This window comes from Nonomuraea sp. NPDC051941 (assembly GCF_044593615.1).
This window is the reverse complement of the sequence record NZ_JBIUCF010000056.1, coordinates 54288-77699: the sequence shown is the minus strand read 5'-3', so window position 1 is coordinate 77699 and position 23412 is coordinate 54288. Positions and strand designations below refer to the sequence as shown.

The 23412-nt window shown below is 70.2% G+C and carries 26 protein-coding genes; 15 read left to right on the top strand and 11 right to left on the bottom strand.

The window, feature by feature from the left end:
- Positions 1 to 15: 15 nt before the first annotated feature.
- A complete protein-coding gene (locus ACIHFD_RS56435) occupies positions 16 to 216 on the bottom strand; it encodes a helix-turn-helix transcriptional regulator (protein WP_397373925.1) in 201 nt (66 codons plus the stop codon).
- 86 nt (positions 217 to 302) lie between these two features.
- Here ACIHFD_RS56435 and ACIHFD_RS56430 point away from each other — a divergent pair, with 86 nt between their 5' ends.
- Positions 303 to 902: a helix-turn-helix domain-containing protein gene (locus ACIHFD_RS56430; RefSeq protein WP_397373924.1), complete on the top strand. Its 600-nt coding sequence runs from the start codon at positions 303 to 305 to the stop codon at positions 900 to 902.
- Positions 902 to 2038, top strand: a complete 1137-nt coding sequence (locus ACIHFD_RS56425) for a tyrosine-type recombinase/integrase (protein ID WP_397373923.1) — start codon at positions 902 to 904, stop codon at positions 2036 to 2038. The genes ACIHFD_RS56430 and ACIHFD_RS56425 overlap by 1 nt, the downstream gene beginning before the upstream one ends.
- Before the next feature lie 13 nt (positions 2039 to 2051).
- On the opposite strand, the gene ychF is transcribed toward ACIHFD_RS56425, so the two are convergent.
- Positions 2052 to 3128: a redox-regulated ATPase YchF gene (ychF, locus tag ACIHFD_RS56420; RefSeq protein ID WP_350725621.1), complete on the bottom strand. Its 1077-nt coding sequence runs from the start codon at positions 3126 to 3128 to the stop codon at positions 2052 to 2054.
- A 78-nt stretch (positions 3129 to 3206) separates the two neighbouring features.
- On the opposite strand from ychF, the gene rmuC reads away from it, so the two are divergent.
- The gene (gene rmuC, locus ACIHFD_RS56415; protein ID WP_397373922.1) at positions 3207 to 4463 is read left to right on the top strand and encodes a DNA recombination protein RmuC; all 1257 of its coding nucleotides are present in this window, start codon (positions 3207 to 3209) and stop codon (positions 4461 to 4463) included.
- A 15-nt stretch (positions 4464 to 4478) separates the two neighbouring features.
- A complete protein-coding gene (locus tag ACIHFD_RS56410; RefSeq protein ID WP_350725623.1) occupies positions 4479 to 4985 on the top strand; it encodes a DUF6542 domain-containing protein in 507 nt (168 codons plus the stop codon).
- Here ACIHFD_RS56410 and ACIHFD_RS56405 read toward each other — a convergent pair.
- The gene (locus ACIHFD_RS56405) at positions 4982 to 5947 is read right to left on the bottom strand and encodes a 4-hydroxy-3-methylbut-2-enyl diphosphate reductase (RefSeq protein WP_397373921.1); all 966 of its coding nucleotides are present in this window, start codon (positions 5945 to 5947) and stop codon (positions 4982 to 4984) included. The two genes, ACIHFD_RS56410 and ACIHFD_RS56405, sit on opposite strands and share 4 nt — an antisense overlap.
- 100 nt (positions 5948 to 6047) lie before the next feature.
- Between ACIHFD_RS56405 and ACIHFD_RS56400 the strand changes: the two genes are divergently transcribed.
- Genes ACIHFD_RS56400 through ACIHFD_RS56385 form a run of 4 tightly spaced genes read left to right on the top strand, consistent with a single transcriptional unit; the run spans position 6048 to position 9355 of the window.
- Entirely contained in the window at positions 6048 to 7115 is a 1068-nt protein-coding gene (locus ACIHFD_RS56400; protein ID WP_397373920.1) for a hypothetical protein, read from the top strand.
- 27 nt (positions 7116 to 7142) lie between these two features.
- Positions 7143 to 8366, top strand: a complete 1224-nt coding sequence (gene xseA / locus ACIHFD_RS56395; protein ID WP_397373919.1) for an exodeoxyribonuclease VII large subunit — start codon at positions 7143 to 7145, stop codon at positions 8364 to 8366.
- A gap of 25 nt (positions 8367 to 8391) precedes the next feature.
- Positions 8392 to 8748: a VOC family protein gene (locus ACIHFD_RS56390; RefSeq protein WP_397373918.1), complete on the top strand. Its 357-nt coding sequence runs from the start codon at positions 8392 to 8394 to the stop codon at positions 8746 to 8748.
- Positions 8749 to 8758: 10 nt separating this feature from the next.
- On the top strand, positions 8759 to 9355 hold the full coding sequence (locus ACIHFD_RS56385; RefSeq protein ID WP_397373917.1) for an MBL fold metallo-hydrolase: 597 nt from the start codon (positions 8759 to 8761) through the stop codon (positions 9353 to 9355).
- Between the two features lie 14 nt (positions 9356 to 9369).
- Here the strand turns inward: ACIHFD_RS56385 and ACIHFD_RS56380 are convergent, their stop codons facing one another.
- Genes ACIHFD_RS56380 through ACIHFD_RS56370 form a run of 3 tightly spaced genes read right to left on the bottom strand, consistent with a single transcriptional unit; the run spans position 9370 to position 10807 of the window.
- Entirely contained in the window at positions 9370 to 9639 is a 270-nt protein-coding gene (locus tag ACIHFD_RS56380; RefSeq protein ID WP_350725634.1) for an exodeoxyribonuclease VII small subunit, read from the bottom strand.
- 20 nt (positions 9640 to 9659) lie between these two features.
- Entirely contained in the window at positions 9660 to 10187 is a 528-nt protein-coding gene (locus ACIHFD_RS56375) for a DUF4245 domain-containing protein (protein ID WP_397373916.1), read from the bottom strand.
- A gap of 11 nt (positions 10188 to 10198) precedes the next feature.
- Complete coding sequence (locus ACIHFD_RS56370) at positions 10199 to 10807, bottom strand: TetR/AcrR family transcriptional regulator (RefSeq protein WP_364242207.1); 609 nt, start codon at positions 10805 to 10807, stop codon at positions 10199 to 10201.
- A 240-nt stretch (positions 10808 to 11047) separates the two neighbouring features.
- Here ACIHFD_RS56370 and glpX point away from each other — a divergent pair, with 240 nt between their 5' ends.
- On the top strand, positions 11048 to 12082 hold the full coding sequence (glpX, locus tag ACIHFD_RS56365) for a class II fructose-bisphosphatase (RefSeq protein WP_355197306.1): 1035 nt from the start codon (positions 11048 to 11050) through the stop codon (positions 12080 to 12082).
- A gap of 4 nt (positions 12083 to 12086) precedes the next feature.
- Here the strand turns inward: glpX and ACIHFD_RS56360 are convergent, their stop codons facing one another.
- Both ACIHFD_RS56360 and ACIHFD_RS56355 read right to left on the bottom strand, forming a co-directional pair.
- Complete coding sequence (locus ACIHFD_RS56360) at positions 12087 to 12737, bottom strand: DUF1707 domain-containing protein (RefSeq protein ID WP_350725641.1); 651 nt, start codon at positions 12735 to 12737, stop codon at positions 12087 to 12089.
- Between the two features lie 74 nt (positions 12738 to 12811).
- Positions 12812 to 13363 carry a TetR/AcrR family transcriptional regulator gene (locus tag ACIHFD_RS56355; RefSeq protein ID WP_397373915.1) on the bottom strand — a complete coding sequence of 184 codons (552 nt, stop codon included), beginning with the start codon at positions 13361 to 13363 and terminating at the stop codon, positions 12812 to 12814.
- Positions 13364 to 13438: 75 nt separating this feature from the next.
- Here ACIHFD_RS56355 and ACIHFD_RS56350 point away from each other — a divergent pair, with 75 nt between their 5' ends.
- The 3 genes from ACIHFD_RS56350 to ACIHFD_RS56340 are packed head-to-tail and all read left to right on the top strand — an operon-like array spanning position 13439 to position 16118.
- Complete coding sequence (locus tag ACIHFD_RS56350) at positions 13439 to 14158, top strand: SDR family oxidoreductase (protein WP_397373914.1); 720 nt, start codon at positions 13439 to 13441, stop codon at positions 14156 to 14158.
- A 52-nt stretch (positions 14159 to 14210) separates the two neighbouring features.
- Positions 14211 to 14906, top strand: a complete 696-nt coding sequence (locus tag ACIHFD_RS56345) for a DUF998 domain-containing protein (protein ID WP_397373913.1) — start codon at positions 14211 to 14213, stop codon at positions 14904 to 14906.
- A 39-nt stretch (positions 14907 to 14945) separates the two neighbouring features.
- Entirely contained in the window at positions 14946 to 16118 is a 1173-nt protein-coding gene (locus ACIHFD_RS56340) for an MFS transporter (RefSeq protein ID WP_350725648.1), read from the top strand.
- 6 nt (positions 16119 to 16124) lie between these two features.
- On the opposite strand, the gene ACIHFD_RS56335 is transcribed toward ACIHFD_RS56340, so the two are convergent.
- Together ACIHFD_RS56335 and ACIHFD_RS56330 are read right to left on the bottom strand one after the other, a co-directional pair.
- Positions 16125 to 17063, bottom strand: a complete 939-nt coding sequence (locus tag ACIHFD_RS56335; RefSeq protein WP_397373912.1) for a Gfo/Idh/MocA family oxidoreductase — start codon at positions 17061 to 17063, stop codon at positions 16125 to 16127.
- 49 nt (positions 17064 to 17112) lie between these two features.
- Positions 17113 to 18519, bottom strand: a complete 1407-nt coding sequence (locus tag ACIHFD_RS56330) for a PLP-dependent aminotransferase family protein (RefSeq protein ID WP_397373911.1) — start codon at positions 18517 to 18519, stop codon at positions 17113 to 17115.
- Between the two features lie 68 nt (positions 18520 to 18587).
- Between ACIHFD_RS56330 and ACIHFD_RS56325 the strand changes: the two genes are divergently transcribed.
- Both ACIHFD_RS56325 and ACIHFD_RS56320 read left to right on the top strand, forming a co-directional pair.
- A complete protein-coding gene (locus tag ACIHFD_RS56325) occupies positions 18588 to 19466 on the top strand; it encodes a DMT family transporter (RefSeq protein ID WP_350725654.1) in 879 nt (292 codons plus the stop codon).
- A 26-nt stretch (positions 19467 to 19492) separates the two neighbouring features.
- Positions 19493 to 21145 (top strand): fumarate hydratase, encoded by a 1653-nt coding sequence (locus tag ACIHFD_RS56320; protein WP_397373910.1) that lies wholly within the window; start codon positions 19493 to 19495, stop codon positions 21143 to 21145.
- Positions 21146 to 21347: 202 nt separating this feature from the next.
- Here ACIHFD_RS56320 and ACIHFD_RS56315 read toward each other — a convergent pair whose 3' ends face one another.
- The gene (locus ACIHFD_RS56315) at positions 21348 to 21536 is read right to left on the bottom strand and encodes a DUF5999 family protein (protein WP_350725658.1); all 189 of its coding nucleotides are present in this window, start codon (positions 21534 to 21536) and stop codon (positions 21348 to 21350) included.
- A gap of 747 nt (positions 21537 to 22283) precedes the next feature.
- On the opposite strand from ACIHFD_RS56315, the gene ACIHFD_RS56310 reads away from it, so the two are divergent.
- Entirely contained in the window at positions 22284 to 23393 is a 1110-nt protein-coding gene (locus tag ACIHFD_RS56310; RefSeq protein WP_350725660.1) for a serine/threonine-protein kinase, read from the top strand.
- The last annotated feature ends 19 nt before the right edge of the window (positions 23394 to 23412 follow it).

Here is a 23412-nt window from a genome sequence, read left to right as displayed (position 1 = left end):
TGTCGGGCGGGTACATCAGGCCGCCCCGCTCTCCGCGGCCTCGCGCTCGCGCTGAAACTGCTGCACTGCGGATTCCCGGTACAGCACCTTCGTCCCGATCTTGGTCCCCTGAGGGCCAAACCCGATGTGGCGCCAGTAGCGAACGGTGCTCGGCGACGTCCGGAAGCGCTCCGCAACCTCAGCGGTCGTCAGGTAAGGGTCGTCTTGTGTCTTCACGACACGAACCTCCAATCGTTGTCAGTCACAGACACACGCTCTCGCATATCGTCGCCATCTGTCAACGCAGGCGATACTGTGTCCCCATGACACAACAGGAGTGGCCGGTGCGATTGGCGCACACTGTCGCCACGGAGGTGCAGAAGCATCGACGCAGGCGCGGCATGAGCGCTCAGGACTTGGCCAACACATGCGGGGAGCTGGGGGTGCCGTTCTCGCGGTCTGCCATAGCGAACTTCGAGAGTGGCCGCCGACCGTCCATCAGTCTGGCCGAGCTGCTCGTCTTGGCACGGGCCCTTGGCGTTGCCCCCGTCCTGCTGGTCTTCCCTCTCGGCGGGCAAGCAGAGGCACAGGTGCCCCCGGGCGAGACAGTGGATACCTGGGATGCCGTGCGCTGGTTCGCGGGCGACACCGTGGACGCCCTACCGACCGACGATGAGTATCCGTCCGTGGTCGAGGACTACCGCTGGCATGACGATCTCATCGCGCAGTGGCGTCGCGCTCGGAAGGACCTGGATGAACTTCTGCTGACCGACAACCCGGACCAGAAGTTGATCGCGGCCCACAACGGCCTGTTGGCGGCGATCCGGGGCAACCTCGCGGCCGGCCGGAAGCGCCTCCGCAACGATGGCTTGATGCCCCCCAAGCTCCCGCCCGGCCTAGCCGATCTGAGAGAGGAGACCTGATGGCCAGCATCAAGAAGCGCCCGGACGGCAAGTGGCGCGCCCGGTACAGGGATGCGGACGGCAAGGAACACGCTCGCCACTTCGATAAAAGGATCGACGGTCAGCGGTGGCTTGATGAGGTCACCGCGAGCATCCTCACCGGCCAGTACGTCGACCCGCGCGCCGGCCGCGAGACGTTCGAGACGTACGCCGAGCAGTGGCGGGACGCCAAGCCGCACCGGCCGAGCACGGCCAAGGCGGTCAAGCAGCATCTCACCCGGTACGCCTACCCGGTGTTCGGCAAGCGCCGGCTGTCGTCCATCACCACGTCGGACGTGCAGAGCTGGGCAACGGGCCTGACGAAGATCCATAAGCTTGCACCGTCCACGGTGCGGACAGTGTTCAACACGCTGTCCGCGGTGTTCCGAGCCGCGGCGAAGGACCGGAAGATCGCTCGGACCCCGTGTGAGGACATTGACCTCCCGCCGATCCCGCGTAAGAGGATCGTGCCGCTGACCATCGCCCAAGTGCGGGAATTGGCCGCGCGGATGCCCGAGCAGTACCGGGCGCTCGTGATCGTGGGCGCGAGTACGGGCTTACGGCCTGGCGAGCTGTTCGGGTTGCAGGTGCGGCACGTCAACTTCTTCGCGCGGACGCTCGACGTCGAGCAGCAGGTGCAGCAGACGGCGGGACACGGCGTGCGGGTATGCGAGCTGAAGACGCCTACCTCCTACCGAACGGTGCCGCTCCCCCAGGTGGTTATCGATGCTCTAGCCGCTCACCTGCGGGCGCACCCTGCCGAGCCGGACGGGTTCGTGTTCACCGCGCCCGAGGGCGGGCCGATCGTCTACAACCACTTCATGGACAACGTGTGGCGGGACGCGGTCAAGGCCGCGGCGCTCCCGAGCGGCACAGGACCGCACGCTCTACGCCATGCCTACGCCTCGACCCTCATAGCCGCTGGCGAGTCCGTGAAGGCCGTCTCAGAGCGCCTGGGGCACAAGAACGCGGCCATGACCCTGAACGTCTACGCCCACCTCTTCCCGGACTCGGAGGACCGTACGAGGCGGGCGATCGACACTGCATTTCAAGATCATGCGGACTCTGTGCGGACTGAAGAGACAGTGCCCACCGCTCCGACCCAGCTCAGACCGTGAATGCCGAGATCATCTAAACGTTGAAGCGGAACTCCACCACGTCGCCGTCGCGCATGATGTATTCCTTGCCCTCGACGCGGGCCTTGCCCGCCGCGCGGGCGTTGGCGATGGAGCCGACCTCGACCAGGTCGTCGAAGGAGACGACCTCGGCCTTGATGAAGCCGCGCTGGAAGTCGGTGTGGATCACGCCGGCCGCCTCGGGCGCGGTGGCGCCCTTGGGGATCGTCCAGGCCCTGGTCTCCTTCGGCCCGGCGGTGAGGTACGTCTGCAGGCCGAGCGTGTCGAAGCCGACCCTGGCGAGCTGCCGCAGCCCCGACTCCTCCTGGCCGACCGACTGGAGGAGCTCCAGCGCCTCCTCCTCGTCGAGCTCGACGAGCTCCGACTCGATCTTGGCGTCCATGAAGACCGCCTCGGCGGGCGCGACCAGCGTCGCCAGCTGCTCCCGGAGCGCGGAGTCGCCCAGCTCGTCGGCGTCGAGGTTGAACACGTACAGGAACGGCTTGGCCGTCAGCAGGTGGAGCTCGCGCAGCTCCTCGCGGTCGAGACCGCTCTCGAAGATGGTCTTGCCGGTCTCCAGCACGCTCAGCGCGGCCTCGGCGGCCTCCAGCGCGGACTTCTTGTCCTTGTTGTTGCGCGCCTCCTTCTGCAGGCGCGGGATGGCCTTCTCGACCGTCTGCAGGTCGGCCATGATCAGCTCGGTGTTGATGGTCTCGATGTCGCGCTTGGGCGAGATGTCGCCGTCCACGTGCGTGACGTCGGGGTCGCTGAAGACGCGGACCACCTGGCAGATCGCGTCGGTGTCGCGGATGTTGGCGAGGAACTGGTTGCCCCTGCCCTGCCCCTCCGAGGCCCCCTTGACCAGGCCCGCGACGTCGACGAACTCGACCTTGGCGGGCAGGATGCGGGCCGAGCTGAAGATCTCGGCCAGCTTGGGCAGCCGGTCGTCGGGCACGCCCACGATGCCCACGTTGGGCTCGATGGTGGCGAACGGGTAGTTCGCGGCGAGCGCGTTGCCGGACTTCGTCAGCGCGTTGAAGAGCGTGGACTTGCCGACGTTGGGCAGACCGACAATACCGATTGAGAGACTCACGGACGCCAAGTTTACGTGCTGAGCGTAACGAGCGTGTCGGGCCGGATCGGCGCGCCGGAGTCCTGCATCATCGATCAAGTGGATGTCGTCTCGCTTCTCGTAGGTCTGGCCGCCGGGCTCGTCATCGGGTTCCTGGTGGCCAGGACGCGGGCCGCGGTGCGGGTGGCCGAGGCGGACGCGCGGGCCAAGTCGGCCGCCGACAAGCTGGTCTACGTCGAGGAGCAGCTCGCCGAGCGCTTCCAGGCCCTGTCCACGCGCGCCCTCGACGTCAACAACATCCGCTTCCTCGAGCTGGCCGAGACCAGGCTGGCCGCCAGCCGCGCCGAGGCCACGGGCGATCTGGACCAGCGCAAGCAGGCCGTCGAGCACCTGGTGGAGCCGCTGAAGGACGCGCTCGCCCGGGTCGAGTCGCAGCTGCGCGACACCGAGTCCGGCCAGCGCGCGGCGCGCGCCGAGCTGGCCAAGCAGATGGAGTTCGTACGGCAGAGCAACGAGCAGCTGCGCTCCCAGACCACGGCCCTGGTCAGGGCCCTGCAGCGGCCCGAGGCGCGGGGCAGGTGGGGCGAGCTCCAGCTGCGCAGGGTCGCCGAGATCGCCGGCATGCAGCACCACTGCGACTTCGACGAGCAGGTCACCGAGGGCCCCATGCGCCCCGACATGGTCGTCAGGCTCGCCGGCGGCAAGAACATCGTGGTCGACTCCAAAGTCTCGCTGGCGGCCTATCTGGAGGCCGCCGAGGCGTCCGACGAGAGCCTCGCCACGGTCCGGCTCGACGCTCACGCCCGGCACGTCCGCGAGCACATCGACCGGCTGGCGGCCAAGTCCTACTGGCAGGGGTTCAACCCCTCGCCGGAGTTCGTGGTGCTGTTCATCCCGGGCGAGGCGTTCCTGGCCCCGGCGCTGGAGCGCGATCCCGGGCTGCTGGAATACGCGATGACGCGGCGGGTCCACATCGCCACGCCGACGACGCTGATCACGATGCTGCGCACCGCGCACTACGCCTGGCAGCAGGCCGCGCTGAGCGAGAACGCTCGGGCGGTGTTCGAGCTGGGCAAGGAGCTGTACGAACGGCTCTCGTCCCTCGGCAGGAACGTCGACTCGCTCGGCAGGGCGCTGACGAGGGCCGTGGAGGCGTACAACAAGTCGGTCGGATCGCTCGAAAGCCGCGTCCTGGTCACCGCGCGCAAGCTGCACGATCTGGGCGTCGTGGACGGCGATCTCGACTCTCCTGAGATGCTCGAAGGCCTGCCCAGACCCCTGGCATCCCCCGAACTGCTGGAAACCTCGCCTCTGCTTTCCCACTCGAACGGTAAGTTGGCCAACGGGTCGCAATAAATCGGGGGTGGGGCATTGGGTGAGAAGAGGCGTTCCGCGGTCAGGCTGACCGCTCGCGGCGCCATCGCGCTCGCCCTGGTCGCCACCTTGGCGGGCTACGTGCTGGCGACCCTGCTCGACATCCAGTACGTCGTGGGCGCGACCTTCGTGCTGTCGAGCCTGCTGGGCGTGCTCCTGGTCAACCGGCGCGAGCTGCTGTCGCTGGTGGTGACGCCGCCGCTGGTGTTCTTCTGCGCCACGCTCTTCGTCGAGCTGGGGCGCGCGTTCGGCTCGGTGTCCATCGTGCAGTCGCTGGCGCTGGGGCTCTACACGTCGCTGACGCAGGGCGCGCCGTGGCTGTTCGCGGGCTCGGCCGTCGTGCTGGGCGTCGCGTGGCGGCGCGGGCTCCGCGACAACGTACGCGAGCTGCGGGAGGAGCTGAAGGCGGGCGCGGAGATGCCGCGCCCGCGTCAGCCGTTCGTGCCCGAGCCGGAGGGCTACTTCGAGCCCAAGGTCTACGGGACGCCGCGCGGGGACGACTAGGAGACCCGCAGGTCCTTGCGCAGCTCGTGGGGCAGGGCGAAGCGCATGCTCTCCTGCACCGACTCGACCTGGGTCACGTCGTCGAACCCATGCTTGGCCAGCCGCGCCAGCACCTCGTCGACCAGCTCCTCCGGAACGGACGCGCCGCTGGTCACGCCGACCGTGGTGACGCCCTCGAGCCACTCGTCGCGGATGAAGGTGGCGTTGTCGACCAGGTAAGAAGCCTCGGCCCCGTAGTCCTTGGCCACCTCGACCAGGCGCTTGGAGTTGGAGGAGTTTTCCGAGCCGACCACGATGACCAGCTGCGCCTCGGCGGCGATCTCCTTGACCGCGACCTGCCGGTTTTGCGTGGCGTAGCAGATGTCGTCGCTCGGCGGGTCGATCAGCGTGGGGAAGCGCTCCTTGAGCCGGGTGACCGTCTCGGTGGTCTCGTCGACCGACAGCGTGGTCTGCGACAGCCAGACCAGCTTGCTCGGATCCTTGACCTGCACTTTGTCGACCGCGTCGAGCCCGTCCACGAGCTGGATGTGGTCGGGGGCCTCACCGGAGGTGCCCTCGACCTCCTCGTGACCCTCGTGCCCGATCAGGAGGATGTCGTAGTCCTGGCTCGCGAACCGCCTGGCCTCGTTGTGCACCTTGGTGACCAGCGGGCAGGTGGCGTCGATGGTGCGCAGGCTGCGCCGGCGCGCCTCGTCGTGCACCGCCGGGGACACCCCGTGGGCCGAGAACACCACGATCTCGCCCTCGGGCACCTCCTCGGTCTCGTCGACGAAGATGGCGCCCCTGGCCTCCAGAGTCTTGACGACGTGGGTGTTGTGAACGATCTGCTTGCGTACGTAGACCGGCGCACCGTACTGCTCCAGGGCCTTCTCGACCGCTACCACGGCTCGATCGACTCCGGCACAGTAGCCGCGTGGCTTGGCTACGAGTACTCGGCGGGAAGTGGGGGTCTGCGGCTCCATACTTTCTATGCTACGTGGAGCGGCCATCAGGCCTGCGCGTGCGTGGTTGCCCGCGGTTTGCCAAACTGGCCGTCCATTACTGACCTCCCAGGGAGACGTCATGTCCCTCAGCGACGTGATACGCAACATCGCCAAGACCGTCACCAACAAGGACGAGCTGAAGGAGAAGGCCAAGGACCTTCCGCTCCTGTTCATCCAGACCACACTCAGCGCGGCCGGGCAGGCCCTGCTGGTCGTCGACCGGGTGAAGAACTCCATCAAGGGCCTTGGCAACAAGGAGGAAGAGGAGTCGAACGACTCGCGCCCCTCCGCCGCCGAGCAGGTGGCCGCGGCTCCGGCCGCGGAGGAGGAGAAGCCGGCCCGCAAGGAGCCGGTGATCTTCGCGCCGCGGCCTAGCGCCGCCGAGCCCAACGGTGTCGCCAAGACCAAGCCCGACCCCGTCATCTTCGCTCCGGCGGGCAAGTCGGAGTCGGCGGCCACCGCCAACCCCGAGACCGCCGCTCCGGCCGCCGAGCCCAAGCCCGCCGCGGCGGAGACGCCCAAGCCCGTGGTCACGGAGGAGCCCGCCGAGCCCGCCGTCGCGGAGCCCGCCGTCGCGGAGAAGCCCGCCGAGCCCGAGCCCAAGGCCACCGTCACGGACGAGCCCGCCGAGGTCGCCGAGCCGAAGGCCGCCGCTGTGGAGGCCGAGCCGAAGGCGGCAGTCGCGGAGGAGATCGAGCCCAAGGCCGCCGTCGTGGAGGCCGAGCCCAAGGCCGCCGTCGCGGAGGAAGCCGTCAAGGAAGAGGTCGTCAAGGACGAGGCCGCCAAGGTGGAGGTTGTCGCGGAGGAGGCCGTCGAGGCCAAGCCGAAGCGCACCCGCAGGACCACCAAGAAGCCCGCCGCGGCCCCCGAGGCGACCGTGGCCCCGGAGCCCACGGCCGCGCCGGAGCCCGCCCGCGCCCCCGAGCCCGCCACCGCGCCCGAGCCGGTCGCCGCCGCCCCCGTGGACCTGGCCGAGCCGCTGCCCGGCTACTCCGAGCTCACCGTCGCGTCCCTGCGTGCCAGGATGCGCGGCAAGACCGCCGAGCAGATCAGCGACTTCCTCACGTTCGAGAAGGCCACGAAGTCCCGGCCCGAGGTGATCAAGATGTTCGAGAACCGCCTGGCGAAGCTGCAGGCCGGAGAGTAGGTCGTACCGACCCCGTAGTCTTCCGGCATGAGCGAGAAGACCTCACCCGAGTCTCCCCTGCCGATCCGTACGGTCCTGCAGATGGTGGGCGGTTGGATCGGCAGACTCGGCACGGTCTGGGTCGAGGGCCAGATCACCGACCTGAGCGCTCGTGGCGGCACGGTGTTCATGACCCTGCGCGACCCGGTCGCCAACGTGTCGGCCAAGGTCACCACCCCGCGCGGGGTCTACGAGGCCGCCGTGCCGAGGCCGGCCGACGGCGCCAGGGTCGTGATGCAGGTCAAGCCCGACTTCTGGGTCAACAGGGGCTCGTTCGCCTTCACCGCGCTGGAGATCCGTCCGGTCGGCGTGGGCGAGCTGCTGGCCCGGCTGGAGCGGCTCAGGCAGTTGCTGGCCACCGAAGGGCTGTTCAGCGCCGACAGGAAGCGGCGGCTGCCGTTCCTGCCCGGCACGATCGGGCTCATCTGCGGCCGCGACTCCGCGGCCGAGCGCGACGTGCTGGAAAACTCCCGCAGGCGCTGGCCGGCCGTGCGGTTCAAGGTCGAGGAGGTGGCCGTCCAGGGGCCCTACGCGGTGGGCGAGGTGACCGAGGCGCTGCGCAAACTCGACGCCGACTCCTCGGTCGACGTGATCGTCATCGCCCGCGGCGGCGGCTCCCTGGAGGACCTCCTGCCGTTCTCCGACGAGACGCTCGTACGCTCGGTGGCCGCCTGCCGCACCCCCGTGGTGAGCGCGATCGGCCACGAGCAGGACAGCCCGCTGCTCGACCTGGTGGCCGACGTGCGCGCGTCCACCCCGACCGACGCGGCCAAGAAGGTCGTGCCCGACGTCGGCGAGCAGCTCTCGATGGTGCGCCAGCTCCGCGACCGGGGCCGCAGGGTGGTGAGCGGCTGGCTCGACCGCGAGATGTCCTGGCTGACGTCGGTGCGCTCGCGCCCCTCGCTGGCCGACCCGGTGCGCGAGCTGGAGCGCCGGGCCGAGCAGGTCGACTCGCTGCGCGACCGGACCAGGCGCTCGCTGTCCGGCTCGCTCGACCGGGCCTCCGACGACCTGACCCACCTGCGGGCCCGCCTGATCACGCTGTCCCCCGCGGCCACGCTGGAGCGCGGATACGCCATCGTCCAGCACCCGTCGGGCGAGGTCGTACGCCTGGCCAAGGACGTCTCCCCCGGCTCGCTGCTGACGATCCGCCTGAGCGACGACCGCCTGACCGTACGCGCGGAGGAGCCGGACGAAACCGCGGACACGTGAGCGATCCGGGGTCTACGTTCGGCACATGAGAGGACTCGTGCAGGTCGCCCAGCACGCCGATGACCTCGACAGGGCCACCGCCTTCTACCGCGACGTGCTGGGCCTGCGGCACATCGCCACCTACCGGCCGCCCGGCCTGGCCTTCTTCGACCTCGACGGCGTCCGCCTGCTGATCGAGCAAGGCGCGCCCTCCACGGTGCTCTACCTGGCCTCCGAAGACCTGGAGGCGGACGCGGCCCGGCTGCGTTCGCACGGCGTGGCGATGGTCGAGGAGCCGCATCTGATCTTCACCGACGACGGCACGTTCGGCGCACGGGGCCGGGAGATCCGGATGGCCGCGTTCAGGGACTCCGAGGGGAACCTGCTCTGCCTGATGACCTAGCGTGGGGGGTGTGAAGCTAACAAAGTTCACGCATGCCTGCGTAAGGGTGGAGCTCGACGGCCGCGTGCTGGTCATCGACCCGGGGATCTGGAGCGAGCCGTCCGCGCTGGACGGGGCCGACGCGGTGCTCGTCACCCACGAACACAGCGATCACGTGGACGTGCTGCGGCTGCTCGGGGCCGGGGTCCCGGTGTTCGCGCCGGCGGGGGCGGGGCTGGACGGGCTGCCGTACACGCCGGTGGGCGCGGGCGAGGAGTTCTCGGCGGCGGGCTTCCGGGTGCGGGCGCACGGCGGGCGGCACGCGCTGATCTACGGCGGCCTGCCGGACTGCCCGAACCTCGGCTATCTGGTCGACGGCGCCCTCTATCACCCGGGCGACTCGGTGCACGTGCCGGACGAGCCGGTGGAGACGCTGCTGGTGCCGCTGCAGGGGTCGTGGCTGAAGACCGTCGAGGCGATCGACTTCGTACGGGCGGTGGGGCCACGGCGGGCGTACGGGATCCACGACGCGCAGCTCAACGATCGCGGGCTGAGCACCACCAACGCCTGGCTGGCGAGGACGACCGACCACGGCTACCGCTGGCTGGCCCCTCGCGAGACCGCTTGACCCCTCCAGGGGCGTCAGAAGGGGGCGTCGTCGGAGTTGCCCCCTGAGGGCTCGGAGCGGCGCGCCATGGCGGCGGCGAGCTTGACCCTGGCCCCCTGGAGCCACTCCTCGCAGACCGCAGCCAGCTTCTCGCCGCGCTCCCACAGCTCGATGGACTGCTCCAGGGTGAGCCCGCCGGTCTCCAGTCGGCGCACCACCTCGGTCAGCTCCTCGCGGGCCTGCTCGTATGAGGGTGCCTTCTCGTCTCCTGCCACGACCACCACCCTAGACGGGGCGACCGACATCCGCAGACCAGGCGGCCCTGTCAGCCCTTGGGGCGCTGCTGCAGGACGGAGGCGAGTTCGGCGAGCTCCGGCCAGTCGGCGGTGCCGGAGATCACGAGCGTCACCTCCGGCAGCACGCGGACGAGCGAGCGCTGCTTCTTGTCCTCGCGGAAGCGCTGCTCCCACTGCACCCCGTCCACCTGCTGCGTGCCGACGGCCTTGTCGGAGTTGGCCATGCGGCCGGCGAACCCGGCCGCCGGCTGCTCGTTGCTCTGCGTGAACATCGCGTGCTCGCGCTTGGCGGTGGCGTAGCCGAGGAAGAGGACCTGGGCGCCGTTCTCACCCTTGGCGATCTTGTTGCTGTTGGGGATCCAGCCCGCCGGGTCCTTCTGCGGCGCCCACACGCCGTACGGCACCGAGTGGCCGAAGTTGGCGACGGTGATCGAGTATTCGAGCCGCGGTATGTGCTGCTCCCGGCTCTGCGGGGCGACCAGCAGGAACAGCCCGACCGCCGCGAGGCAGACGAACAGCGCTACCGCGTAACCGTAGAAACCCTGGGTGAACCGCACACTTGGCGAGGTTACCCGTTGGAGGAGGCGGTCGCCGACGTGGCCGGGTGGATCTGGCCGATGATCGCCAGCACCTCCTCGGCCAGGCCGCGATCACCCGTGCGGACGACCTCGGACACGGCCGCGGCCAGAGCGCCCGTGACGACGACGACCAGCGCGCTCTCGTCCTCGAACAGCGCCGCGTTGAGCTGCGCCCACTTGCGCAGCCGGTCGCGCATGACCACGTCGAAGCCGGGCGGCCCGTCGCCGCGCAGGAACAGGTCGGCCAGCTCCCGCTCCTCCAGGCACCCGTCGAGGTAGGCGCGGGCGGCGCTGATGAACACGCGCATCGGGTCGCTCTCGCCGGCGGCGCGGGCCGAGCGGGCGGCCTGCTTCGTCCGCTGGGTCTGCCTGGCCTGGAACTCCTCGAACAGCGTCAGGTAGAGGTCGGCCTTGCCGGAGAAGTGGTGGTAGAGGCTGCCCACGCTGGCGTCGGCCCTGGCCACCACGTCGGTCACGCCCGCCTCGGCGAACCCGTTGGAGACGAAGACCTCCCTCGCGGCGGCGAGCAGCGAGCTGCGGGTGGCGGCGCCGCGCTCGGACGTCCGCGGCTGGGCGACCACGTTTTCCACTTCGCTCATGCGATCTCCTCCAGGCTCCATGGTGGAGGCAAGATCTTTGGCGCGCACAGCGTATGGCGCAAAATCCGTTCTCCGTGATGGCAGGGCAACCCTGTCGAAGCTTACCGATGTCACCCCCGACCCGCCCCTGCTGCGAGGAAGCGGTCATCTCGGGCAGGAGATGGGCAGATTATCCGCCTCTGGGCGGGAAGAGGGGGACAACTACGATCGACGTAGATTCCCCTTAGGAGGCTGCCCATCATGTCCGATCAGACATCCGTACCGCCCGCGCTCGCCACGGGCGAGCACGCCCCCGACCGCAACCTGGCGTTGGAACTGGTGCGCGTCACGGAGGCGGCCGCGATGGCGGCGGCCCGGTGGGTCGGCCGGGGCGACAAGAACGGCGCCGACGGCGCGGCGGTGAACGCCATGCGCCAGCTGATCAACACGGTTTCTATGAACGGCGTGGTGGTCATCGGTGAGGGCGAGAAGGACCACGCCCCGATGCTGTTCAACGGCGAGCAGGTGGGCGACGGCAGCGGCCCCGACTGCGACGTGGCCGTGGACCCCATCGACGGCACCCGGCTGACGGCTTTGGGCATGCCGGACGCGGTGTCGGTGATCGCGGTGAGCGAGCGCGGCTCGATGTACGACCCGTCGGCCGTGTTCTACATGGAGAAGCTGGTCACGGGCCCCGAGGCGGCCGACGTGGTCGACATCGAGGCCCCCGTGTCCGCGAACATCAACGCGGTCGCCAGGGCCAAGCACTGCTCGCCCTCCGACGTGACCGTGGTCGTGCTGGACCGGCCCAGGCACGAGGGGCTGGTCAAGGAGATCCGCGAGGCGGGCGCGCGGATCAAGTTCATCACGGACGGCGACGTGGCCGGCGCGATCATGGCGGCCCGCGGGGGCACCGGCATCGACCTGCTGCTGGGCATCGGCGGCACGCCCGAGGGCATCGTGGCCGCGTGCGCGCTCAAGTGCCTGGGCGGCGTGATCCAGGGCAAGCTCTGGCCGCGCGACGACGCCGAGCGCTCCAAGGCCGTGAACGCCGGGCACGACCTCGACCAGGTGCTCACGACGAACGACCTGGTCAAGTCCGACGACGTGTTCTTCGCGGCGACCGGCATCACGCACGGTGAGCTCATGCAGGGCGTACGGTTCCGCGCCGGCGCGGCGGTGACGGAGTCGCTGGTGATGCGCGGCCGCTCGGGCACCATCCGCAAGATCGAGAGCGAGCACCAGCTCTGGAAGCTGCGCGCGTACAGCGCGATCAACTTCTACACGGCCGGCTGAGGACTCAGCGGCGGCGCTTGCGGCGGGGTGGCTCCTTGACCTTCACGTCTCCCGCGAAGTTCGTGGTGCGCACCTCGACGACGGGCGCGCCGGGCTCGGTCGGCTGCTTGGTCAGCCGTACGGACTTGCCCTTGGCGACCCTGATCACCTCGAGCCCCTCCGGCACGTGGATCTCCAGCCCGCCGAAGACGAGGGTGGCGTTGATGATGATCTGCCGGTTCTGCAGGATCGCGTCGCGGAAGTCCAGCTTGGTGGTGCCGAACATGGCCGTCACGTCCAGCTCGGCGGGCACGACCCAGCGCCCGCCGCGCTGCTCCTGCTTGAAGATGGCCGACACGGGGCGGCCGTCCAGGTTGAGCGGCTGCTGGTCGGCGGGCAGCAGGTCCTCGGTGAGCGCGGCCAGCTCGCCCAGCGTGCGCGCGGAGTAGAGCACGCCGAGCCGTTCCTCGAGCTCGTCGAGGGTGATCCGGCCGTCGGCGTGCGCGTCCTGCAGCACCTGGGCGATGCGTTCGCGATCGGCGTCGGACGCGCGGAGCTCGTGGGGCTGCGGCGCGTCGCTCGCCGCGTGCGGCCGCCGGGCCGACACCCACTCCTCGGCCAGCCGCTCTCCGACTTCCTGCAGCTTCGGCAGCCACGATTGCGCGCGTTCGTTCACACATCCGACGATAACCGGCGCCCGCGATAATCGCTCGTGCCAAATCAGCAGATGCGCTCCGTAAGTCGCAAGAATCAGTTGATGCGCGCCAGAAGTCCGGCGATTTCCTCGGCCAGTTCCTGATTCACTTCGGCGTGGCGGTTGAGCAGCCGGTACCACATCGCGCCGAAGACGAGATCGACGGCCAGTTCCAGGTCCACGTCATCCGGCACGGCGCCGCGCGCCAGGACCGCGCGCAGGGCGGCGCGGCGGGGATCGATGAGCTTCGCCCGCAGCTCGGCGGCCAGCTCCGCGTCGGACTGGGCGTCGGCCATCAGCCCCACGACGACCTGCCCCGCGACCCCCCGCGCCAGCGCGAACGTCTGCTCCAGGAACGTCACCAGATCGGCCCGCGCGTCCCCGGTGTCCGGCAGCCCCTGCACCTCCTCGGCCAGGACGTCGGTCAGGGCCTCCAGCAGGACCTGCGCCCTGGTCTGCCACCAGCGGTAGACGGTCTGCCTGCCGCTGCCCGCGACCTGGGCGATGCCCTTCATGGTCACGTTCTGGTATCCGTCGCGGGCGCACAGGTCGAGCGCCGCCCGGAGGATCGCCTTCCTGGCCGCTTCGCTGCGAGGTCTGCCAACCATGGCGCCCACTTTACAAGACACCGTGCCTCGTTTTATATTCGAGGCAAGATGTCTCGTAATGAGAGGACGACGAAGATGCGAGTAGTGATCGTCGGCGGCACGTCCGGCATCGGTCTGGCGGCGGCGGCCCGGCTGGCCGCGGGCGGCGCCGAGGTGGTCGTCACGGGCCGCTCGGAGGAGCGTCTGCGTTCGGCGTTGAAGCAGCTCGGCGACCAGGCGCGGGGCCCAGTGAGTGGGCAGGTCGTGGACGCGCGCGACACCGGGGCGATGCGGGCGCTGTTCGAGGGGCTGGGCACCGTCGACCACCTGATCGTCACCGTGACGGGCCGCGGCGGCGCGGGCCCGCTGAGCTCGCTGACCGGCGAGGGGCTGACCGAGGCGGTGCGGAACAAGCTGGTCCCCCATCTGCTGACCGCGCAGGCCGCGCTGGGCGTGCTGAACCCGGAGGGCTCGATCACCTTCGTGACCGCGGCCTCGGCCGGCGCGGCCCTGCCCGGCATCGCCACGCTGGCGGCGGTGAACGGCGCGATCGAGGCCGCGGTGCCCGGTCTGGCCGTCGAACTGGCCCCCATCAGGGTGAACGCGGTCTCCCCCGGCGTGATCGACACCGACTGGTGGTCGGAGATCGGCGACGAGGCGCGGGCCGCCTTCATGGAGGGCGCCGCCGAGAGCCTGCCGGTCCGGCGCGTGGGCCGGCCCGAGGACGTGGCGGCCACGATCGAGTACGTGGTGCGCAACGCGTACACGACCGGCATCGTCCTGACCGTCGACGGAGGGGCGCGGCTCAAGGCCTGAGGAATCCCAGGCCCTTCCACGCCGTTGATCCCGGCAAAAGGGAGGTGTGTGCGTGCATCAACCGGCGCGATGGGGTCTCGGTGTGGCGGGCGCGGGCATAGTGGTCATCCTGGGCCTGGAGCTGACCAGCCTCGACGAGATGAACCCGATCAGGCGGACCATCAGCGAGCACGGCCTCGGCCCCGACGGCTGGATCTTCGGGCTGGCGGTGGGGCTGCTCGCGGTCGGATCGGCGGCCATCGGGGTGTCGCTGGCACGCCAGCGGCTGGCGGGGGTCTTCGGCACCGTCGCGCTCATGGGGTGGAGCGTGGGGCTGTTCATGACGGCGTGGTTCGAGAAGCACGACTGGTCGGTCGGCCCCAGCCTGAGCGGGAGCATCCACCGGGTGGGCAGCTTCGTCGCCTTCCTCAGCCTGCCGCTGGCCGCGGTGATCATCGCCAGGCCCTGGCGGCACCGCGAGCGGTCGCGGGCCACGCTGGTGGCCTTCGGGCTCGGGATCTGCTCGCTGCTGTGGGTGGCGGGCATCGCGGCGGCCATGTTCATCGGGGCGCGCAACGGGCTGGCGTGGTGGCGCGTCATGCCGCTCGGCCTGGTGGAGCGCGGGATGGCCGTCACGGAGGTGGGCGCCCTGCTCGCGCTCGGCGTCTGGGCCGCCGCCAAGCAACTGGACACGACGGAGCAAACCGGACGCCTGGTCGATGCCAGGGTCTGTGGGCTGGCGGAACGGAGTGGCGGGCCGCTAACCTGACCCAGCCTCACGTTTGATTCCCCCCATCAGGAGGCCGTCGTGCCGTCCTCGCGTGATCGTCAGGCCCGCATCGCCACGTACGTCGTCTATGCCGTACAGGGCCTGTCCTTCGCCTCGCTGCTCGTCCAGGTCGCGAACCTGCAGGCCAAGCACGGCCTCGACGAGGGCGCGCTGACACTCCTGCTGCTGATCGTGCCCGTGTTCGCGGGGGTGGGCAGCGTGGCGGCGGGCACGTTCGCCGCCCGGTTCGGCAGCAGGCTGCTCCTGCGCGTCGCCCAGCCCGTGGTCGCGCTCGCCGTGGTGCTCGTCGGGCTCGCGCCCAGTGTGCCGCTGCTGGTGCCGGTGCTCCTGGTGTTCGGCGTGGCGTTGGGCGCGGTGGACGCGGGCATGAACATGCAGGGCGTGGCGGTCGAGCGCAGGTACGGCGTGCAGGTCCTGAACGGCTTCCACTGCCTGTGGAGCGTGTTCAGCATGCTCGCGGCGGGATGGGCGTCGGTGGCCGCCACCCTGCCGCTCCCGGTGATCATGTCGGTCCCGATGGTGTTCGCGCTGGCGGGCTCGCTCGTGTTCGGACGCGGTCTGTGCTCGCCGGAGGAGGAGAAGGTCGAGGACGCCCCCGCCGACGCCGCCGCGGGCGGATTCCCCTGGCGGCCGATCATCCCGCTCTGCCTGGCCATGGGGTTCCTGTACATCGGCGACTCCGCCGTGTCGAGCTTCAACACCCTGTTCATGAAGAACGTGCTCTCGGCGGGTCCGCAGGTGGTCCCGCTGGCCTACGCCGCGTACCAGGCGACCACGCTGGCCGTCCGGCTCGGCGGCGACCTCGCGGTCCGGCGGTACGGGCCCGCGGCCATCGTCAGGATCGGCGGCCTGATCGCCACCCTGGGCTTCCTCGGCGTCGTCGCGGCCCCGACCCAGCCGCTGGCCATCGTCGCGTTCGGCCTGACCGGGGTGGGGCTGTCGGTGGTGGCGCCGCAGTCGTTCTCGGCGGCGGGCAAGCTCGACCCGGCCGGGACCGGGGTGGCCATCGCCCGGGTGAACCTCTTCAACTACATCGGCTTCGTCGTGGGCACGGCCCTCGTGGGCGGGATCGCGGACGCGGCGGGCCTGCGGTGGGCGTTCGCCGCGCCGCTCGTGCTGGCCGCCGTCATCATCGCCCTCGCCCCGGGCTTCGAGCCCAGGCGCCAGACCCCCAACCCCTCCGCCGCCTGAGCGGCTTCAGCGCCGCACTTCGGCGACCTCGACGGTACGGCGCTCGCGGAGCGACAGATCGGCGGCCTCGGCCACGTACAGCGCCTCCAGGGCGTCCTCGATCGTGCAGAGGCTCTGCTCGCTGGTCAGGAAGCCGTCGATCTCGTTGCGGTAGGCCGTCTCGAAACGGGTGACGAAATCGGGCCAGGGATCCTGCGGGTCCGGCGTGCCCTCCGCCGAGTGCAGCGGGGCGCGCGGGCTCAGACCGACGGCCTGGGTGCGCCTGGTGCCGGCCAGCTCCATGCGCACGTCGTACCCGCCGCCGTTGTAGCGGGAGCCCTGCAGGGTGGCCAGCGTGCCGTCGTCCAGGGTGAGCAGCGCGGCGCTGTTGTCGACGTCGCCCGCCTCCGCGAAGAACGCGGCGCCGCGGTTGGCCCCGGTCGCGTACACGGAGGTGACCTCGCGGCCGGTCACCCAGCGCAGGATGTCGAAGTCGTGGATGTGGCAGTCGCGGAAGATGCCGCCTGAGGTCGCGATGTACGCGGCGGGCGGCGGCGCGGGATCGGCGGTGATGAGGTGAACGCGGTGCAGCTCCCCCAGCTCACCGGCGCGCAGCGCGACCGCCGCCGCCGCGTAACCGGGGTCGAACCTGCGCTGGAACCCGATCTGCACCCGGTTGCCCGCGCTCGCCTCCAGCACCTTGACGGTCTCGTCCACGGTGCCCGCGACCGGCTTCTCGCAGAAGACCGGGATGCCCTTCTCGCACGCCTTGATGATGAGCTCGGCGTGGGTGCCGGTCGGGGTCGCGATGACCACGGCGTCCGACTCGAACGGGTCCCCCGGCCTGCCGTACGGCGACGTGCGCACGGGATCGGCCACGATCAGCTCGTCCACCAGCGGATGCGCGGCCAGGGTCGCGGCGTGAAAGGCTCCGATTCTGCCCAGACCCAGCAGTCCCACACGCATGACGCCTCCAATCAGGACCAGGCTTTCTTTCTAAGCGAGCCCTTCTACCTCAGTCAACATTTTGTCCTGACATTCTGACCTTCAAGCCTCGAACGGCGTCCAGCGCCTTGTGCGCCGGCAGCCGCGCGAACCCCACCACCACGGCCGCGGGCCCCGCCGACTCGCGCATCGGCCCCACGGGCTCGGCGGACAGGCCGAGCTCCTGCGCGACAAGCGCGGCCGTCAGCTCGTCCCAGCCGGCCGGCAGCTCCAGGTAGACGTGCAGGCCCGCGTCGATGCCCTTGACCCGCACCTCCGGCAGCTCCTCGGCCAGCGCCCTGACCAGAGCGTCCCTGCGGCGGCGGTATTCGCGGCGCATCCTGCGCAGGTGCTTGTCGTAGCCGCCGGTACGCAGGAAGTGCGCCAGCGCGTACTGCTCGACGACCGGCGAGCCCAGGTCCAGCTCGCCCCGCGCCCGGCGGACGGCCTCCGCCAGGTCGGGAGGCGCGGCCACCCAGCCGAGCCGCAGCCCCGGCGCCAGGGCCTTGCTGACGCTGCCCGAGAGGACCACCCGGTCGGGGGCCAGGCCCTGGAGGCAGCCGACGGGGTCGCGGTCGAAGCGGAACTCCGCGTCGTAGTCGTCCTCCAGGATCACCCGGTTGCCCGCGTACGCCCACTCCATGAGGGCGGCCCGGCGCGGCGGCGAGAGCACCACGCCGGTCGGATATTGGTGCGCCGGGGTGACGAGGACGGCGTCGCCGCTCAGTTTCCGCACGTCCAGGCCTTCCTCGTCCACGGGCACCGGCACCAGGTGCGCGCCCGCGCGCCGCAGCAGCGGGGCCTGGCGGTGGCTCGTCGGGTCCTCGACGGCGAGCCGGATCGGCCGCTGCCGGCTCAGCACGTGCAGCACCAGGCTCAGGCCCTGCGCCACGCCGCCGACGATGACGAGATTCTGGGGGCGCACGTCCGCCGCCCTGACCCGCCGGAGATAGCCGGCCAGCTCTTCTCGCAGCTCAGGCACCCCGCCAGGGTCCCCGTAATCGAAGGCTTCCGAGGGTACGGTGGTCAGGACGTGCCTGACGGCGGCGAGCCAGCGCTCGCGGGGGAAGTGGCTGAGGTCGGGAGAGGTGGGGCGATGACCGTAGTACGGCGCGCACACGGGGGCGCTCGACGCGCGGCGCACCGGCTTGGGCCGGGGAGGCGTCTTCTGCCGCGGGGCGGCCCGGGGTGCGGTCTTGGGGGTGACCTGGGTGCCGACACCCACCCGGGAGACCAGGAAGCCCTCGGCGACGAGCTGCTCGTACGCCTCCACCACCACGCCTCTGGAGACCTGGAGGTCGGTGGCGAGGTCGCGGGTCGCGGGCAGACGGGTGCCCGGCGTCAGCCGGCCGCCCCTGATGGAGTCGCGCAGCTCGGAGGCGATCTGCCCGGCGATTCCCCCCTTATCGCGATTTATCTGGATATGGAGGTCAGCCATATTGGTCCTGTCTTCTGGCGGGACATTGGACTGTTTACGCGAACCATTGTCTCCCTAGCATCCTTCGCATGAGAAACGGCATCGTGGGTGCGGCCTCGGCCATGTTCCTCGTCGGGACGCTGGCCGGGGTGTCGGGACTGGTGGACGGCTATCCCATATACGGCGGACAGGCCGTTCGGTATCTCGTGGCGTCGGTCATCCTGCTTGTCATAACGCGAGCGCTCGGCCTGCGGTTCGTCCGCCTCACGCCGCGCGAGCTGCTCTGCCTCGCCGGGCTCACCCTGTTCGGCCTGGTCATCTTCAACGTCTGCGTGATCGAGTCGACCAGCGCCGCCGGGCCGGCCCTGGTCGGGACCGTGCTCGGCACCGTGCCGCTGGCCCTCGCGCTGGCCGGCGGGCGGCCCGCGCCGCGGCTGCTGGCCGGGGCCTGCGTGGTGGTGGCCGGGGCGACGCTCGCCACGGGGCTCGGCAGCGGCAACCTGACCGGCCTGCTATGGGCGCTGGGGGCGCTCGTCGGCGAGGTGTGCTTCTCCATGCTGGCCATTCCGCTGCTGCCGCGGCTGGGGGCGATCAGGGTGTCGGCCTACTCGACGGCGCTGGCCGTGCCGCTGCTGGCCGTGATCGGGCTGGCGCACGAGGGCGCCGGGATGTTCCGGCCGCCGACGTGGGCGGAGGCGCTCGGGTTCGCGTACCTGGCGACCGTGGTCACCGTGGTGGCGTTCTTCCTCTGGTACAGCTCGCTGCCCAAGCTGGGTCCCGGCCGGGCCGGGCTCTTCGCGGGGATCATCCCGGTCGGCGCGATCGTGACGGGGGCGGTGCTCGGCGTGGCGATGCCGACCGCGTACGACCTGCTGGGGGCGGGCCTGGTGATCGCCGGCATCCTGGTCGGCCTGACCGCCGGACGGTCGCAGGCGGTCAGCGAAGTGGGATCTCCCGGAGGCGCGTAATCTCTTGGGGGACCGAAAGGATGGACATGGGCGAGTTCGACTACACCGACCTGCTGCCGCTGGGAGCCGATGAGACCGAGTATCGGCTGATCACGTCGGAGGGGGTGCGGAAGGTCGAGGCGGCCGGGCGTACGTTCCTCGAGGTCGAGCCGGAGGCGCTGCGGCTGCTGACCGAGACGGCCATCCACGACATCTCCCACTTCCTGCGGGCCTCGCACCTCGCCCAGCTCCGGAAGATCGTCGACGACCCCGAGTCGAGCGGCAACGACCGCTTCGTGGCGCTCGACCTGCTCAAGAACGCCTCCATCTCCGCCGGTGGCGTCCTGCCCATGTGCCAGGACACCGGCACCGCGATCGTCATGGGCAAGCGCGGGCGTCACGTGCTGACCGACGGGCTCGACTCCGAGCACATCTCCCGGGGCGTGTACGACGCGTACACCAAGCTCAACCTGCGTTACTCGCAGATGGCGCCCCTGAACATGTGGGACGAGAAGAACACCGGCGACAACCTCCCCGCCCAGATCGAGCTGTACGCCGAGGACCCGCACGGCCACCCGGACGAGTACAAGCTGCTGTTCATGGCCAAGGGCGGCGGCTCGGCCAACAAGTCGTTCCTGTACCAGGAGACCAAGGCCGTGCTCAACGAGAAGCGCATGATGGCCTTCCTGGAGGAGAAGATCCGCTCGCTCGGCACCGCGGCCTGCCCGCCTTACCACCTGGCCGTCGTGGTGGGCGGCACCTCCGCCGAGTACGCGCTGAAGACCGCCAAGTACGCCAGCGCCCGCTACCTCGACTCGATCCCCACGGAGGGGTCGGCGTCCGGGCACGGGTTCCGCGACCTGGAGATGGAGGCCAAGGTCTTCGAGCTGACGCAGAAGCTGGGGATCGGGGCGCAGTTCGGCGGCAAGTACTTCTGCCACGACGTACGCGTCATCCGCCTGCCCCGGCACGGGGCCTCCTGCCCGGTGGCCATCGCGGTCTCCTGCTCGGCCGACCGCCAGGCGCTGGCCAAGATCACCCCTGAGGGCGTCTTCCTCGAGAAGCTGGAGACGGACCCGGCGCGGTTCCTCCCGGAGACGACGGACGAGCACCTCTCGGACGACGTCGTCCAGATCAACCTCAACCGCCCCATGCCCGAGATTCTCGCCGAGCTCACGAAATATCCCGTCAAGACCCGCCTCTCCCTGACCGGCCCCCTCGTGGTCGCCCGCGACATCGCCCACGCCAAGATCGCCGAGCTGCTCGACAACGGCGGCGAGATGCCTCAGTACCTGAAGGACCACGCCGTCTACTACGCCGGGCCGGCCAAGACCCCTTCGGGGTACGCGTCGGGCTCGTTCGGGCCGACGACCGCCGGGCGGATGGACTCGTACGTGGGGCGCTTCCAGGCGGCCGGCGGCTCCATGGTCATGCTGGCCAAGGGCAACCGGTCGAAGCAGGTCACGGAGGCCTGCCAGCAGCACGGCGGGTTCTACCTGGGCTCCATCGGCGGGCCCGCGGCGCGGCTGGCGCAGGACTGCATCAAGAAGGTCGAGGTGCTGGAGTATCCCGAGCTGGGGATGGAGGCGGTGTGGAAGATCGAGGTCGTGGACTTCCCGGCGTTCATCGTGGTGGACGACAAGGGCGACGACTTCTTCACCGACCGCACCGGCCCCGTGCTGACGATCGGCCGCCGCTGACCGCCTGATCCTTGAGGCTCCACCCACCGGCGCGGCCGACCGCCGGTGGGGCGGGGCTTGGGGGCGGGCGGGCGAGCCAGGCGCGAGAGTCGCCGGCCCCGGGGGGCGGTGTCACCCCGGAAGGCCGGGTCGCCGCGGAGGCGGTGGGCTGAGGGTGGCGGCGAGTGAGCCGGATACGCCCCTGGCGCGGGCGAGGTGCGGCTCAGGCGGCCACCGGGGCCCGGTGCGGCGCCACGACGGTGCCGTCGGGCAGCAGCAGACCGGTGTCGTCGAACAGCACGACGCCGTTGCAGAGCAGGCTCCAGCCCTGGTCGGGGTGGGCCGCGATCACGTGTGAGGCCTCACGGTCGGGTGAGTCGGCACTCGGGCAAGCGGGGTAGTGACAGCACATCGCGCACCTCTCAGATTGCGCTCCTGATTCATGGCTTTCAAAAGGGCAGCTTGCGCCCCGATGGCGTGCGAAGGTCCAGAGCGATCCCGCTCGGTTTCTTCGGCCGGGTGCGAACCTGGGTCTGGCGCATCTTCATCACGTCCTTCAACGACCTGTCGTTAGTGGTGGGACCTTGGTGTTCGCCCTCATTCTGACGCCGGGCACCGACACTTTGCGGGCCTGTGGGAGAACTCCCTCTCTCATGGCTGTACCATGCCCCCACCCCCTTACGGGACCCTTACAACTCGCTGACGGGGCCCCTCAGTTCCTGTCCGTCAGCCTGCCGTACACCTGAAAGTCCCCTGCCTTGCATCATGCACATTTAACGGGCCCGCGAGTGTGCCGCACGACACACATCACCGCCGAGCTGCGCAAACGCGTTCAGGAAAGCCGGTACGGGAGGCCCGTGCGGGCCGTGGGTAAGGCCGTCCGCGAGGCGGGACCAATCTGACTCCCTCGACATTGCCAAGAGACGGCAGGACCCCGCGGCCACGCCTCGCCGGCGCCGGCCCGGGAGCCTCCCCGGCCACCCTCGGTATCGGAACGCGCGCCCGGACTGCGCCGAGAATCCGCAGGGCCTCATCAACTGGGCCGATCTGGCCAGGAGGTTTGCTGACGTCACGAGTCAGGCGGGTTGACTTAAGTTCGCAACAATTTATCGGCCGCGCCTCTACTGGTCGGTTTACACAAATAGGTAAGCTGCCAGGCATGCGTGCGCCCTCCGGTTACCTACTCGCCGCGCGCTACCGGCTTATGGAGCCGGTCGGACGCGGCGGCATGGGCACCGTTTGGCGGGCACATGACGAGTTGCTCGACCGCGACGTGGCGGTCAAGGAAGTGCGCCTGCCCAACGTGCTCGACGAGGAGCTGCGTGCCGAGCTGTGCGCGCGCACCGAGCGCGAGGGCCGGGCGACCGCGATGGTCGCGCACCCTTCGGTCATCACCGTCTTCGACGTGGTCACCGAGGACGACCGGCCGTGGATCGTGATGGAGCTGCTGCGGGCCAAGTCCCTGGAGCAGCTCATCCAGGAGCAGGGACCGCTCCACCCGCGCAGGGCCGCCGAGATCGGCCGGCAGATCCTCGGGGCGCTGCGCGCCGTGCACGCCAAGGGGATCCTCCACCGCGACGTCAAGCCGAGCAACGTGCTGGTGACCGAGGACCGCGCGGTGCTCACCGACTTCGGTCTGGCCGCACTGGAAGGTGACGTTTCCATCACCCAGGCGGGCATCGTCCTGGGGTCCGCGGGATACATCGCTCCAGAGCGGGTGCTGGGCTCGAAGGCCAGCCCGGCGGGCGATCTGTGGTCGCTCGGCGCGACCCTCTACACCGCCGTCGAAGGCAGGGGCCTGCACGGGCGCCGTACGGCCGCCGCCGCGCTCGCGGCGCTGACCAGTGGCGAGCCGATCCCGATGACCAAGGCCGGGCCGCTGGCCCCCGTGCTTGACGCGCTGCTCAGGATCGACCCCGCGACCAGGCTCGACTCCGTACGGGCCTCGCTCATGCTGGCCAGGGTGGCCGCCGGAGGCTCGGCCGAGGAGCCGCTGGCCCCGCGCAAGCCCGTACGTTCCGGGCCGACCATCAACCCGCCGTCTTTCACACGCAGGCCCACGCATCGTGGGCTTCACCGGGCCGACGTCTCCACGACAGCGCTGTCTGTCCCGGTGCCCAGGCAGGAGCGCAAGCCCGGTGAGGGCGTGCACAGGAAGCGCGTCGAAGCGCGGCCGACGCCGTCCGCTTATGCCCGTTTCAAAGCGACGGTGATAAAGTTGTGCCTTCCTCGGCGGTTCTGGCCAAGAGAACTTCGCAAGCGAGGGTAAAGCACTTCCCAAGCGAGAA